Source organism: Methylobacterium sp. A49B (genome assembly GCF_053346215.1).
Window position 1 is genome coordinate 1 of sequence record NZ_JBKFBO010000144.1, and the last position, 14,558, is coordinate 14,558.

9 protein-coding genes and 3 pseudogenes are annotated in these 14,558 nt (G+C 67.2%); 9 read left to right on the top strand and 3 right to left on the bottom strand.

The annotated features are described in order from the left end of the window. Together ACLBX9_RS29815 and ACLBX9_RS29820 are read left to right on the top strand one after the other, a co-directional pair. Positions 1-618: pseudogene (locus ACLBX9_RS29815) on the top strand (porin); the annotation flags it as partial. A 339-nt stretch (positions 619-957) separates the two neighbouring features. Then, positions 958-1,419: pseudogene (locus ACLBX9_RS29820) on the top strand (IS110-like element ISMmg2 family transposase); the annotation flags it as partial. Between the two features lie 427 nt (positions 1,420-1,846). On the opposite strand, the gene ACLBX9_RS29825 reads toward ACLBX9_RS29820, so the two are convergent. Beyond that, positions 1,847-3,018, bottom strand: a protein-coding gene (locus ACLBX9_RS29825; RefSeq protein ID WP_447721463.1) for an IS3 family transposase whose coding sequence is annotated in 2 segments (ribosomal slippage) — positions 1,847-2,751 and positions 2,751-3,018 — 1,173 coding nt in all. Because the reading frame shifts where the segments join, the coding sequence is not laid out codon by codon here. Positions 3,019-3,063: 45 nt separating this feature from the next. Here ACLBX9_RS29825 and ACLBX9_RS29830 point away from each other — a divergent pair. From ACLBX9_RS29830 to ACLBX9_RS29860, 7 genes and pseudogenes are all read left to right on the top strand, one after another. Then, positions 3,064-3,477 (top strand): annotated as a pseudogene (locus ACLBX9_RS29830) (tyrosine-type recombinase/integrase); the annotation flags it as partial. A gap of 476 nt (positions 3,478-3,953) precedes the next feature. Further along, the gene (locus ACLBX9_RS29835) at positions 3,954-4,898 is read left to right on the top strand and encodes an SMP-30/gluconolactonase/LRE family protein (RefSeq protein WP_447721456.1); all 945 of its coding nucleotides are present in this window, start codon (positions 3,954-3,956) and stop codon (positions 4,896-4,898) included. A 181-nt stretch (positions 4,899-5,079) separates the two neighbouring features. Further along, positions 5,080-6,867 carry a thiamine pyrophosphate-requiring protein gene (locus tag ACLBX9_RS29840; RefSeq protein ID WP_447721457.1) on the top strand — a complete coding sequence of 596 codons (1,788 nt, stop codon included), beginning with the start codon at positions 5,080-5,082 and terminating at the stop codon, positions 6,865-6,867. 15 nt (positions 6,868-6,882) lie between these two features. Further along, complete coding sequence (locus ACLBX9_RS29845; RefSeq protein ID WP_447721458.1) at positions 6,883-7,977, top strand: enolase C-terminal domain-like protein; 1,095 nt, start codon at positions 6,883-6,885, stop codon at positions 7,975-7,977. Beyond that, positions 7,967-9,001, top strand: a complete 1,035-nt coding sequence (locus ACLBX9_RS29850) for a hypothetical protein (RefSeq protein WP_447721459.1) — start codon at positions 7,967-7,969, stop codon at positions 8,999-9,001. The genes ACLBX9_RS29845 and ACLBX9_RS29850 overlap by 11 nt, the downstream gene beginning before the upstream one ends. A 14-nt stretch (positions 9,002-9,015) precedes the next feature. Beyond that, the gene (locus ACLBX9_RS29855) at positions 9,016-9,675 is read left to right on the top strand and encodes a gluconate 2-dehydrogenase subunit 3 family protein (protein WP_447721460.1); all 660 of its coding nucleotides are present in this window, start codon (positions 9,016-9,018) and stop codon (positions 9,673-9,675) included. A 14-nt stretch (positions 9,676-9,689) separates the two neighbouring features. Beyond that, positions 9,690-11,387 (top strand): GMC family oxidoreductase, encoded by a 1,698-nt coding sequence (locus tag ACLBX9_RS29860; protein ID WP_447721461.1) that lies wholly within the window; start codon positions 9,690-9,692, stop codon positions 11,385-11,387. 213 nt (positions 11,388-11,600) lie between these two features. Here ACLBX9_RS29860 and ACLBX9_RS29865 read toward each other — a convergent pair whose 3' ends face one another. Both ACLBX9_RS29865 and ACLBX9_RS29870 read right to left on the bottom strand, forming a co-directional pair. Continuing rightward, positions 11,601-12,680: a molybdopterin-dependent oxidoreductase gene (locus ACLBX9_RS29865; protein ID WP_447721462.1), complete on the bottom strand. Its 1,080-nt coding sequence runs from the start codon at positions 12,678-12,680 to the stop codon at positions 11,601-11,603. A gap of 709 nt (positions 12,681-13,389) precedes the next feature. Continuing rightward, complete coding sequence (locus ACLBX9_RS29870; RefSeq protein WP_447721385.1) at positions 13,390-14,472, bottom strand: catalase family protein; 1,083 nt, start codon at positions 14,470-14,472, stop codon at positions 13,390-13,392. Between the last annotated feature and the right edge of the window lie 86 nt (positions 14,473-14,558).

Genomic DNA, 14,558 nt, shown 5'->3' on the forward strand with positions numbered 1-14,558 from the left:
GCGCTGTACGTCCAGGCCGCCTACGCGAACGGTGCCCAGATCTACTCCGGCTACTCCTCGTACTCGGGCACCTACGCCCAGACGGCCGCGACCATCCAGGGCCAGAAGTTCACGCAGTACTTCAATGACGCGCAGATCAACCCGTTCACGGGTCAGATCGAGAAAAACGACAACGTCACCGTGTCGGCGGCGTACCTGCACTACTGGTCGCCAGAGTGGCGCTCGGCGTTCTTCGGCTCCTACGGCGAGCAGAACTTCGCGAAAAACTCGCGGTTCGAGCAGGGCGTGCTGTTCAACGTCGTCAACCCGGCCAACTCGTTCGGCGCCAACGGCGTGGGCACGCCCGGCACCCGCTTCTTCGCGCTCAGCCAGGCGCTCCGCGACACCTATCAGTTTGTGGCTGGCGCAAACGTGATCTGGTCGCCGGTCAAGGATCTCGATATCGGCCTGGAAGGCTTCTACACGCAGATCGGCGTGAAGAACGGCCGCGTCATCGACGTCGACAAGGATCCGACCGCCTACTCCCGCGTCGCGGCGATCAACGCTGGCGGCTTGGTCCGGACCACGACCTCGGACGGCGTGTCCCAGATCCGCGTCCGCGTTCAGCGCGACTTCTAATCCCCAGATCGAGGCCGGTTGTTCTCCAAAGCTTCCTGGTCTTGATGTCCCCGTGCAAAGGGACCCTCACTGCCCGGCCGAAAGGCCGGGCTTTTTGTTGAGCTGAGCCGCGCTAGCTGTCCGGCATGGCCAAAGAGATCCCATACGTCGGCGGCCTGCGTCGGAAATCCGAGGTATCGGACGAGGAGATCGAGGCGGCCACCGCCGCCTATTTGAAGGACGTGGGCGCCGAGCCGTTCGCCTTCAAGTCCGGCCACACCATCGATGTGGCCAAGGCGATCGAGCAGCACCCGCAGGCCAAGAAGCTGCTGGCCAACGAGGACACCGCCCTGGACCTGCGTGCAGATCCAGCTCACCCGACTGGAGAAGGAGTTGCTGGCCTGGCATCGGGACAGCGACCTGTCGCAGCGGCTTGCGACGATCCCGGGTGTCGGCATCGTCTCGGCGACCGCGCTGGCCGCCTCGGTGAGCGAGCCCGAGCGCTTCCGCTCCGGTCGGCAGTTCGCGGCCTCGTTAGGGCTGACGCCGCTTCAGAACTGCAGCGGCGGCAAGGAGCGCCTGGGCCGGATCTCACGCATGGGCGACCGCTACCTGCGTCGCCTGCTCGTGGTCGGCATGACCTCTCTGATCCGGCGCGCGAAGGCGACGCCGACCTCGGTCGACCCGCGGCTGCCGGCACTGCTGCAGCGCAAGCCGGTGCGCGTGGTGACCGTTGCGGCGGCCAATCGCACGGCGCGGGTCGCCTGGGCGATCATGACCCGCGGCGGCACCTACCGCGCACCCCTGGCCGCGGCCGCCTGACAGCACGGCAAGGAGACTTGTTCCAGGTTGCGAGGACGATGAGAGTTGATGGCGAACCGGTCAGCCCGAGAGCCGGGACACCCCGCCGCTAGTCCAGGGCGTGATAGCCCGCAAAGCAGAGTGGGACCCAGCTCGCGGATACCATCAGGGCCAGCGGTCACATGCACGACTGCATCAAAAGGCCGGACACAAGACTGCACCCGACCAACGCGTCAGAAGCTCAATTCGCCGCTTGCAATGCGGGAGCCATCCACACAAGACCAGCCGGAAACCACCCACCTCGGTAATTCGCCGCTTGCAATGCGGGAGCCATCCACACAAGACCAGCCCGAAACCACCCACCTCGGTCATTCAGAGGAGCATGCTAGCGGGGCTAGAGTGGAGTTGGAGTTGACCCGTTTTGGTGGAGCGGTGGAACGCTTGCGGATCAGGGGTTAGCAAGCATCTCCTGTTCGTAGCGGATGGGTGAGCGATAACCGAGCGCGGAGTGCAGGCGCACGGGATTGTAGAAGCCCTCGATGAAGGTGAACACGGCCATGCGGGCCTGCGCCTGAGAGGCGAAGCGCCGGCGGTCGAGCAACTCGCACTCCAGCGTCGCGAAGAAGCTCTCGCACATTGCGTTGTCGTAGGCGTCGCCCACCGAGCCCATGGAGGGCCGCACGCCCGCTTCGCGGCAGCGACCGCCGAAGGCCAGCGACGTGTATTGCGATCCCTGGTCGGAGTGGTGGATCACATCGCGCGGCCGGCGCTGCATAATGGCCATCTCCAGTGCGTCGAGCACGAGTTCGGTCCGCAGGTGGCTGGCCATCGACCAGCCCACGACGCGCCGGCTCCAGGCGTCGACCACCACGGCGAGGTAGAGGAAGCCCGCGGCGGTCGGCACGAAGGTAATGTCACCTACCCAGAGCTGGTTGGGGGCCTCGGCCGAGAAGTTGCGGTCCACGAGATCGGGCGCGGGGCGAGCCACCCGGTCGCGTCGAGTGGTCACGACGCCTCCGCGCCGGCGGCTGACGCCGACAAGGCCCGCCTCGCGCATCAGCCGCGCAATGCGCTTGCGTCCGTGTCGGGCGCCCTGTGCCGCCAGCGTGGCGTGCACGCGCGGCGCACCGTAAATCTTGCCCGACCCAGCGTGAGCGGTGCGGATCTGCTTCAACAACGCGGCATCCGCCACGGCACGGACGGAGGGCGTGCGCTGCCGCCAAGCGTGATAGCCGGCCTCCGACACGCCGAGCACGCGTGCCATGGCCGCAATGGGGAAGACGGCCTGGTTCGCGCTCATGAACTGGAAGAGCCCGACGGCACCGCGCCGCTCTCCCGTGCGAACCAGGCCGCGGCTTTTGAGAGGATGTCGCGCTCCAACCGAAGCTGCCGCACCTCGCGGCGTAGACGGGCCAGTTCCTCCCGCTCGGCGAGCGTCAGGACGTCTTTCTTGGAGGCGCTGCGGCTCTCACCGCGGTCGGCTTGAGCGACCCAGTTGCGGATGGCCTGGGCGGAGGGCTCGAACTCGCGGGCGAGATCGGCCGGGTCGCGTCCGGCACGGACCAATTCGACCATCTGGCGGCGGAACTCGGGGGCGTAGGGCGGGCGTGTATGAGGCATGGAGCGCACCTCGTGCGGAAAGTCTGAAGGGCTCCACGAAACCGGGTCAACTCCAGTCGCGTGCGCAGCCGCGCTATCGTCATCCAGCGCAAGACAGGCCGGCCGGTGCAGTTCGAGCTCCTCGAGCCTGCCCGGACCAGCATCCTGGCTTGGCTCGAAGTTCGGGGTGGGACGCTCGACGACTATGCGTTCCCCAGCAGGCTCGACGGCGTCACGCACATCAGTACCCGGCAGTATGCGCGCTTGGTCGATGAATGGGTCGCGGGCATCGGGCTACGAAGTGAGGACTACGGCACTCACTCCCTCCGCCGAACGAAGGCGTCTTTGATCTACATGCGGACCGGCAACCTGCGTGCCGTTCAGATCCTGCTCGGCCATACGAAGATTGAGAGCACGGTCCGGTATCTCGGGGTCGATGTGGAGGATGCTCTCACGCTGGCCGAAGCGACAGAGATCTGAGCGTCCGGCCCCTCGGCTTCTGCGTCGAGGGGCTTCGAAACCAGCCGGGCGGGTATGCGCCCATCCTGGTCATTCAGATGGTTCTGGCAACGTCCCGTAAGCGGACGCTACCAGTTGCGATCGGCCATTCGCATGAGGCTACGCTATGGAACGATGTTCGGTGGTCGGGCTTGCGTTTAACTGGGTGCCCGTCTCCAAAATGGTCATCCATGCCGCCCCGACGACGAGGTTCGCGATTGCATTCGACCGTCGGGTACGTGCGCCGACAGCAACCTAGCCCCTTGAGGTGCCGGTTGCGGTCGACATCGAACAGGTCGGCGTTCTCCTTGACTCATGACCTTCGACGATCCCGCATTCTTTAGGTCGTACCCGACAAGCCAGCCGGGGGTGGCGGGAGAACGACATCGACCCGACGGGATTAGCCGTTCGAGACATTCCTCGCTTGGGTGCCTCAAGATCTCGATCAGGGAGGGATCATGAACGCCGAACCCGCATCGAACCTACTGCGGCGTCCCGGTCCACCCGAGCCCGTCCCCCACGTCGATCCACCCCGGGCGTCCGACCCGCGCTTCACCGAGGTGGTGGCCCACCATGCCCGCCTCGTCTCGCTCTACGACCAAGCGATCTTCAGCGAGGGGCCGACGTGGTGGCCGGCACGGGACATATTGGTCTGGTCGGACGTCGAGGGGCGCCGGGTGCTCGGCTGGCATGCCGATGGCTGTGTGCGGGTCGTCATCGACGCCACCCCGTTCATCAACGGCAACACGGTCGACCGAGACGGCAACCTCGTCCATTGCGAGCACGGCAACCGCCGCCTGTCCCGCACGACTCCGAGCGGACGCTACGAGGCCCTCGCTGAGACCTACGAGGGCCGCCGCTTCAATGCGCCGAACGACGTGGTTTGCGCCGCCGACGGCGCCCTCTGGTTCACCGATCCAGCCTACGGACTGCGCCTACCAAGGCAGGGGGTGTTGGCAGCGTCCGACCTGGGCCATCACAGCGTCTACCGTTTCGATCCGACGGATGGATCCGTTCGGCGCATGGCCGACCTCGGCCAGCCGAACGGGCTGGCCTTCGCGCCGGATGGGCGCACCCTGTACGTCAGCGACACCTCACGAACCGAGGGGGGCGACGGGCACACGATCCATGCTTATCCGGTCCTCGATGACCAAACGCTCGGCGAATCGCGGGTCTTCGCCGAGATCGAGCCCGGCGTGCCGGACGGCTTCCGTGTGGACGATCGGGGCTGGATCTGGACGAGCTCGGAAGCCGGTGTCCAAGTCCTCTCCGCGGAGGGGCACCGGCTCGGACTGATCCCGACGCCCCAGGTGTGCTCCAACCTCTGCTTTTCCCCGGAGCAGCAACGGCTGTTCATCACGTCCAAACAGCACCTGTACGCCCTCGATCTCGCCGCCCGGTAGGTCGGGATGAGATCACGGCATCGTCAGAACGGTCCAGAAACTCCTAGGAACCTGAGTTCCCACGCGAGGTTGGCCTCGGACGAAGGAAGCCGTGTGCCGGTACACGCAGGCTCCGTCCCATGCCGCCCCCGACCACGTTCGCCAAGCGGGCGGCACCAATACCTATTCCCGAGGATCCGCCATGGCCGAAGCCGTCGCCGACTTTTTCTGGAAACGCTTGGCCGAGTGGGGGGTGAAGAAGATCTTCGGCTATCCCGGTGACGGCATCAACGGCCTGCTCGGCGCCCTGCAGCGCAACGACCTGCCGTTTGAGTTCATCCAGGTCCGCCACGAGGAGATGGCCGCGTTCATGGCCGCCGCCTACGCCAAGTTCACCGGCGAGGTCGGCGTCTGCATGGCGACCTCCGGTCCCGGCGCGACGCACCTGCTCACCGGGATGTACGACGCCCATCTCGACCACGTGCCGCTTCTCGCCATCTGCGGGCAGCAGGCGCGCAACGTCAACGGCGCCCACTACCAGCAGGAATTCGACCTTACGAGCGTCTTCAAGGACGTCTCAGCCTACGTGCAGCAGGCGTCCTCGCCCGCGCAGGTCCGCCACATCGTCGACCGCGCCATGCGGATCGCCAAGGCCGAACGGAAGGTTTCGGCCATCATCCTGCCAAACGACCTGCAGGACGTTCCCTACGAGGCGCCGGTGCGCAAGCACGGCAACACCTTCTCGGGCGTCGGCTACACCGCCCCGAAGGTCGTGCCCTTCGACGCCGATCTGCGCCGCGCCGCCGACGTGCTCAACGCCGGCAAGAAGGTCGCGATCCTGGTTGGGGCAGGCGCGTTGCATGCCACCGACGAGGTCATCGCCGTCGCCAACAAGCTTCAGGCCGGCGTCGCCAAGGCGCTGCTCGGCAAGGCGGCTCTCCCCGACGATCTGCCCTTCGTGACCGGCACCATCGGCCTCCTCGGGTCCAAGCCGTCCTCTGACATGATGGAGGATTGCGACACCCTGCTGATGATCGGCTCCGGCTTCCCCTGGGCCGAGTTCCTGCCGAAGGAGGGGCAGGCGCGCGGGGTACAGATCGACATCTCGCCGGAGATGCTGTCGCTGCGCTATCCGATGGAGGTGCCGCTGTGCGGCGAGTCCGCCGAGACCTTGCGTGCCCTGCTGCCACTGCTCGACCAGAAGAAGGAGGGTGGCTCCTGGCGGACCGGCATCGAGAAGGGGATGGTCTCGTGGTGGAAGGAGGCCGAGGACCGGGCCATGGCCAAGGCCAATCCGGTGAACCCGCAACGTGTCACGTGGGAGCTGTCGCCGCGCATGCCCGAGCGGGCGATCATCACCTCCGATTCCGGCTCCTGCGCCAACTGGTTCGCCCGCGACCTGAAGATGCGCCGCGGCCAGATGTGCTCGCTCTCGGGCGGCCTCGCCTCCATGGGCGCGGCGGTGCCCTACGCCATCGCCGCCAAGGTCGCCCATCCCGACCGGCCGGTGATCGCGCTGGTCGGCGATGGGGCCATGCAGATGAACAACATGGCAGAATTGATTACGGTCTCGAAATACATGCACCGTTGGTCGAATAAGACTTGGATCTGCTGCGTGTTCAACAACGAGGACCTGAACCAGGTGACCTGGGAGCAGCGGGTGATGGAGGGCAACCCGAAGTTCGAGGCGAGCCAGACCATCCCGAACGTGCCCTACCACAAGTTCGCGGAGCTGATCGGCCTGAAGGGCATCTACGTCGACGATCCCCAGCGCATGGGGGCGGCTTGGGACGAGGCCCTTGCTAGCTCCGTACCGGTAGTGCTGGAGGTGAAGACCGACCCCGAGGTGCCGCCGCTGCCGCCGTTCTTCACGCTCCAGCAGGTGCAGAACTTCATGTCGATGCTCGGCAAGGGCGATCCGAAGGAGCGCCACCTGCTCGTCGACACCGCGCGTCAGGTGTTGAGTTCCGTCCTACCCGGCAGCAAGTAGGACGGCTTCCACGGCATGTGTGACGATCCGGGGATCGGAACGGTGCGGGCGCGAGCCTACACCGTTCCCACCGACGCGCCGGAGGCGGACGGGACCTTCGCCTGGGACAAGACGACGATCGTCGTCGTCCATGTCGAGGCCGGTGGTGAGACCGGCCTCGGCTACAGCTACACCGACGCCAGTGTCGCGCGCTTGATTGTAGGCACGCTCGCATCGCGTCTTACGGGGTTGTCCGCCTTCGACATCCCGCGGGCCAATGCCGTGCTGTGGGGCGCCGTGCGGAACCTCGGGCGCTCCGGGCTCGCCGCCACGGCGATCTCGGCATTGGACACCGCTTTGTGGGACCTCAAGGCACGCCTCCTCGACGTATCCCTGGCAAGCCTGTTCGGGCAGGCGAGGGAACACGCGGAGATCTATGGAAGCGGCGGCTTCACGAGCTACGACGACCGTCAGTTGCGCGAGCAGCTTGCCTGGTGGGTCGAGCGGGATGGCTGCCGGGCGGTGAAGATGAAGGTCGGCAGCGCTCCCGAGCGCGATCCGGCACGCATGGCGGTCGCGAAGGCGGCCATCGGCGATGCGCGCCTGTTCATCGACGCCAACGGCGCTTTCACCCCGAAGCGCGCCATCGAGGCGGCGCAAGTTGCGGAGCGGTTCGGCGTCACGTGGTTCGAGGAGCCCGTGTCCAGCGACGATCCTGTGGGAATGGCTTTCGTCCGCGCCTCGGCACCTGCCGGCATGGAGGTCGCCGCGGGCGAGTACGTCTATACCCTGGACGACTTGCGTCAGCTGATCGATGTGAACGCGGTCGATGTGGCCCAGGCGGATATGACCCGCTGCGGCGGTTACAGCGGCTTTCTGAACTTAGCGGCCCTATGCGAGGCGGCGCATCTGGACCTGTCCGGCCACTGCGCACCCGCCCTGCACCTCCCGGTAGCCGTTGCCGCTCCCCGCTTCCGACACCTCGAATGGTTCCACGACCATGTCCGCATCGAGCGGATGCTGTTCGACGGGGCACCCGTGCCGCGCGATGGCGTGATCACCCCCGACCTGACCCGGCCGGGCCACGGCCTCACCCTCAAGACTCGGGATGCCGACGCCTATGCCGTCTGACCGCGCCTCCCAATCGCCGAGACGACGCGCCGCCAGCGTCAAGCGTCGTGTCGCACCCGTACGTGTCAAGGCGGCCGTCCACCCAGTGGTGGTCCTCGCGGCGGTGGCAGCGGGGGCCGGTCTGCTGACCTGGTTCGCCGCGGGGCGCTCCAAGCCCCTGGGGCTCGCTACCGGCGGCCGTAGATACCACCCACGGGGGCGCGACGTCACCGCGAGCGCGGCACAGCGCTTGAACCACGCCTCGACGATGCTCGCGGCCTCGGTGCTGTTCGATTCCGGCCTGGAGCACTACCGCGGCCAGTTCTTCAACCGGGCGATGTACACGCCCATCGTCGTGTCCAGCGTCACCCTGGCGGCGTCCCTGCACGGGGCCGGCGACACCGACCCCGGCAGCTCCCGCGTCCGACACGGGGTGCAGGCGCTCGCCGGCCTGACGGGGCTGATCGGCTTCGGCTTCCACGCCTACAACGTCGGCAAGCGCGAGGGCGGGTACTCCTTCCAGAACCTGTTCTATTCCGCCCCCATCGGCGCGCCGATGGCGCTGACGCTGGCCGGCATCCTCGGGGTCGTCGCCGAGCGCGTCCGCGACGCCGACCCCGACGAGCCTCGGCTCGGTGGCTTGCCGGCGGGGCGTTCCCTCGCAGTCGCCACGGCGGGCATGCTCGCCGGCACGACCCTGGAAGCCGGGCTGCTTCACTTCCGGGGTGCCTTCCAGAACCCGGCGATGTTCATTCCCGTCACCCTGCCGCCGCTCGCCGCCGCCCTTCTCGTCCGCGCGGCGACCAAGCCGGAGGGAGCGAGTCAGGCCGGCGCCAAGTGGGGGATGTGGGCGGTGTCGGCGATGGGCGTCGGCGGCGTCGCCTTCCACGCCTACGGCGTCGCCCGGATGATGGGCGGCTGGGCCAACTGGCGCCAGAACCTCATCGACGGACCGCCGCTGCCTGCCCCGCCCTCCTTCTCTGGGGTGGCGCTCGGGGGGCTCGCGGCCCTCGAACTCATCGAACGCAGCCGCATCCGCTTTTGAGCCGAGAGATCATCATGCGTTCGAGACTGGACCTTTATCCGGGCTACGACGTGCTCGCGAAGCGCGACGGCCCGTCCTGGAACGCCAAGACCCGCGAGGTTCTGGAGGAACGGCTCGCCATCGGACCGGAGACGCGCCGGTTCTTCGACGAGGTCGAATGGCCGACGATGAAGGCGCTGGCCGAGCGGATCGTCCCGCAACCCGCCGACCGGGGGGGTCCGGTTCCGGTAGCCGCCCTCGTGGACCATAAGCTCGCGACCGATACCCGCGACGGCTACCGCAACGCCGAACTGCCGGAGGAGCGCGAGGCATGGCGCCTGGGACTGCGGGCCCTCGATAGCGAGGCGCGGGCACGGTTCGGGGCACGCTTCCACGAGCTCGGAGCCTGGGCGCAGGACGCGCTGTTGAAGCTTGCCGAGAAGGGTGACCTAGATAGCGCTGTCTGGGAGGGCATGCCCTCGAAGCTGTTCTTCCACCAGCGCATCCTCGCCGACGTGGTCAAGGCCTACTACGCCCACCCCACGGCCTGGAACGAGATCGGCTGGGGCGGCCCGGCGAGCCCGCGCGGCTACGTGCGCATGGATTTCGACCGCCGCGACCCCTGGGAGGCCGCCGAGGCCAAGCCCGGCCGCGAGGACGAGGCCTACCAAGAGAACCTCCGGGTCGGCCGATAAGGATACCTCCGTCGATGCGCATCCCCGGCCTCGGCAACGCCGCCGACAACCCCAAGCACGTCACGCCCGGCGACGACCCGGAGCACCATCCCCGCGCCCGCGACGGTCGCGCCCCCAACGTCATGCGGATCGGCGAATGGGTGCCGATGCGCCAGCACCGGGACGAGGAGGAGGTCGACTTCGCCATCGTCGGCACCGGGGCGGGCGGCGGAACCTTGGCGTGTCGGCTTGCAGAAGGCGGTCTATCGGTGGTGGCCTTCGATGCCGGCCCGTATTTCCGGCCGCTGGAGGACTTCGCCTCGGACGAGAGCCACCAGTCCAAATTGTACTGGACGGACGAGCGCATCGTCGACGGCGAGAATCCGCTGCAGATGGGCTCGAACAATTCGGGCAAGGCGGTGGGCGGTTCCACCGTCCACTACGCCATGGTGGCCCTGCGCTTCCGGCCGGAATGGTTCAAGGCGCGCACCCTGATGGGCTACGGCGCCGACTGGCCGCTCGATTGGCGGGAGATGTGGCGTTACTACGATCAGGTCGAGGACAACCTGAAGATCTCCGGCCCGGTCAACTATCCTTGGGGGCCGCACCGGCGGCGCTACCACCGCCGCGCGCACGAGATCAACGCCGCCGCCAAGGTACTGGCCCGCGGTGCCGAGGCGATGGGCATCGGCTGGACGCCGACGCCGCTCGCCACAGTCTCGGCCCCACACGGCGACGCGCCACCCTGCGTTTACCGCGGCTTCTGCACGCTGGGCTGCTCCACGAACGCTAAGCAGAGCGTGCTCGTGAGCTACCTGCCCCGCGCCCTGAAGGCCGGTGCCGAGATCCGCGACCTCGCCATGGTCGGGCGGATCGAGACGCAGAACGGGCGCGCTACCGGCGTCCACTACTTCCGTGAGGGGAAATGGCGGTTTCAGCGCGCGAAGAACGTCGTGGTGGCGGGCTACGCCATCGAGACGCCGCGGCTCCTCCTGAACTCGGCGAACCAAGAGTTTCCGGACGGGCTCGCCAACTCCTCGGGCCTCGTGGGCAAGAACCTCATGGTTCAGGGCAACCAAGCGGTCTGGGGCGTCTTCGACCAGGAGATCCGCAGCTACAAGGGGCCGCCCTCGCTCGCGATCAGCGAGCACTGGAACTACGATGACAAGGGCTATGGTCCCTTCGCGAAGGACTTCTTCGGCGGGTACTCATACATGAGCCAGGGGCCGCTGCCGCAGCTCTGGGCCAACACCCAGGCCTCAGCGCACGGCCTGTGGGGCGAGGCACTCGTCTCGGAGATGCAGCGCTACAACCACGTCGCCGGGCTCAAGGTCGTCTCCGAGTACATGCCGCAGGAGCGCAACCGGGTGACGCTCGCGGACGTGAAGGACCAGTACGGGTTGCCGGTGGCCCGCATCACCTACTCTTGGTGCGACAACGACAAGGCGCTGAACCGCCACGCCCTCAAATTCATGCGCGAGGCCCTGTCAGCCGCGGGCGGGCGCGAGGTCTGGGACCAGGGCGACGACACCTGCCACCTCAACGGCACGGCTCGCATGGGTGCCGACCCGCGCACCTCGGTGGTGGACGCCGATTGCCGGTCCTGGGACATCCCGAACCTGTACGTTTGCGATGGTTCGGTCTTCCCGACGGTTGGCGGCGTGAATCCCTCGCTCACGATCCAAGCCGTCGCTTTGCGCACCGCGGACCGGATACTTGCGGGAAGGCGGTGACCGGCATTGCTGGTTGGTGACATGACGGCCGGGTCGGATTGGCTGACTGTCGTGACAGCGGATCGTCGCACCGCCTGGGGCGCTGCCAGTCATCGGTTGGCGTCTACGGTACGGGTCGCGCTCGCTATGGAACGCAGGACCAAGGCTGGGTCGGCCGCCGGCAGGGACGTCGTCTACGAGGGCAGAGGTCGTCGACCGCCTGGTCGCCCGTCCCTAGGTGACGTTCACCCGCACCCGATGCCAGCAGGCGCACAGGTAGCCCTTGTGGTTCCACGTCTCGTCCGGGAGCGCTGGCTGCGTCTGGCCGGCCTCGTCCCAGGCGCGCACGGCAAGCTCATGCTCGCCCGGGGACAGGTCGAGGGTCGTGCTCCAGAACGTCCACGCGAACGGCGCGTCGGCCTCGTGATCGAGCTCGGCCTGCACCCAGGACCGGCCGCCGTTCCCGGAGACGTCGACGCGCACGATGGCTCGGTCCCCGCTCACGGCGTAACCGCGGACTCGGTTGCCCCCTGGCTCGAGGGTGGCCCCCCGTGCCGGCTCGCAGATCGCCGCGTTCAGCGGCATCGTATCGATGGTGTGCCCATTGGCCGGATCGGCGGTCTCGGCGGTCACGTCTGCCGGGTACAGCTTGTAATCGCCGGCCTGAATCGGGTTATCCGAGGGGTGGTCCTGGACGCTCAGTCGCCGGAGCCATTTGGGGCTGCGTACGCCGGCAAAGCCCGGCACCACCGCGCGGACCGGAAAACCGTGCTCTGCGAGCAAGGCTTCACCGTTCATGGCGTAGGCCAGGAGGGTCTCGGGCGACATGGCCTTGGCGAGTGGAACCGAGACGCCGTAGGGATGGCTTTCCACCGTGTCGTGGCTCTCGAAGGCGACATGGAGACCCTCGCGCTCGGCGACCCCCGCCTCGCGCAGGACGTCGCCGAGTCGCACCCCGGTCCATTCGGCGGTGCCGATGGCTCCGGCGTCCCACGGGTCACCGGATACCGGGGCGACCGCCCGCATGTCGGCACGGCGATTGCCGGCGCACTGCATCGTGGCCGTGACCCTGGTTTCCGGAAAGCGAGCCCGCAATTCGGATAGCGACAACGCAAACGCGGTGCCGGTTCCGCCATCGACGGTGAGGCGCCAGGTTGCCTCGTCGAGGTCAGGTATGTTGCCGTGCGAGCGGACGTAGAAGTTCTTCGCCGCCGTCCTGTAGGAGGCCCGCAATCGGTCGAGGGGCGGTTCGGCGTTGTAGGGTTGGTCGCCGTGGACGATCAGGCGTGCCTTGCGCTCGGTCAGGCTCGACATCGGAGTTCCCGTAAGGGTTAGGTCACGGGTGTGAACGCGCCGGCGACGGTAAGGGTCATTCAGCGGCCCAGGGACCATGGCGTCGCCGGCACCGCATCATCGCTCAGTTCGATCGAGCCTTCATCAAGCGTCGCAAAAACCCGCTCGGGCCCCCTTTTCCGGGGCGTTTCTCTTGCCAGACTGAAAAGAACTGAGTCCCGCCCCGGGGGATCTATGGTTTGGACCGACCATTATGAGCGGCCGGCTCCATTCATATTATCGAGGTTGTGATCTGCTCACGGACAATCCGAGAGCGTCGGGTAGGCGCCCCTTTCAGGCGCCCGGGCCAGGACCTCGCGGCAGCTGAGTTGGGTAGGTCTCCACCAGTCCGCTATCAGGAGCGAATGCATCGAAGCGGACTTCGCCGTACCGCTTGCTTCCGACCCTTCTCAGATCCTCGGAATGTCCGCTTCCGAGCAACTCGGCTCGCGATGGCCTACGACTGAGTTGGGTGGCTTCCTGCCGACCCGCTTTCGGGCGTCATCGCGTCGATGCAGACATCACCGCAGCGTCCGCTCTGGAGTTATGCTGACGGTTCCAGTTTCGCGAGGGCGTGACGATCTCTCGGAGTTGGAGCGGCTTCCGCAACCGCTCCACCCCTCGCGCTCCGCCGGGATCAAGGCGCCCCACCCCACCCCCGGCGGGAAGCGGTGCGACGCGGCGCGGTCACTCAGGCGGGGATGCGGTCGATGGTGCTCGTATCCTCTTCCGCCAGGCAGTTCTCACGATGGCGGAACGCGCTGAGCGCCTGGTAGACCTGCAAACGGGCCCGCATGATCGAGCCGAGGGGGCGGTGGGCGGCGAGACTGTGCGCCGGGCGGAAGGTCATCACCTCGTCGAAGTAGCGGACCCGCTCGGGGGAATAGGCGTCCTGCCGTGGCAGGCGGACCGTCGCCACCGTGCGGTACGGGCTGACCGAGACCGGCCAGTCGACCGAGGCGTCTTCGATGGGTTGCTTCTCGGCATCCGCCCAGAGTTGCGCCTTCAACTCGAACACCACCTCATTTTCCCGGAAGAACGCGATCGAGGCGTGCCGGAAGCCGTCCTCGTCCTGGTGCGGGTCGAGCCGCCACTCGGAGAGCGCACGCTGGGCCTCGGTCATCGGTATTGCACCGAGCTTGGCCACGTAGTCGCCGAAGCGCACGGGCGCTTGGCTGAAGTAGCTGTCGGCGAGTGGGTGGCTGTAGGGGTGACCGAAAAAATCGGCCATGGCGCTCTCGGCGCCGAAGGCGTGCAGAACCCGGTTGAGGTTGCGCGCGGTCGATGAGACGGCGCTCTTCACCCCCTCCGGCATCCCGGTCGACTTGCCGATGACGGTCCCGTCGCGCAAAAATCCCGCTGCTGTTCCGGACGGGAAGGTCGTGCCGGTGGCGAGTACAAAGTCCTGGGTATTGATGCCGTGGCCGGACAGTTTCTCGCCCGGCACGTCGAACACCTTGATCGACATGCCACGGTGAGTGGACACCCGGTCACCGAGGGTCTCGCCCGGACCCTGGGCGAACCGTACGGCCACCTTGTGCGTGCCGGGCGTCGCGAATAGGCCCTGAGCGAGTTCCGGCGGCAGGTCGGGGGCGACTGCCAGTTCGCCCGTCACGCAGGCGGAGCTCTTGGCGTGACTGGCGCGGACCGCGTGGTGCTCGCGCTTCTCGACCGTCTGCGCCTGCAGAGTCATGCCCTGGATGATGCCGTCGATAGTCTCCTGCTCGTTCGGCGCTGGCCTCTCGATGTCGGGCGCGTAGCGCAGGTAGGTCATGCTGATCTCTCCAGGCGTGCTGAATAGCGTCGTACCGAGGCATCTCCCAGGGGACGGGCGAGTTCCGGGTCACCCACGAGCATCAC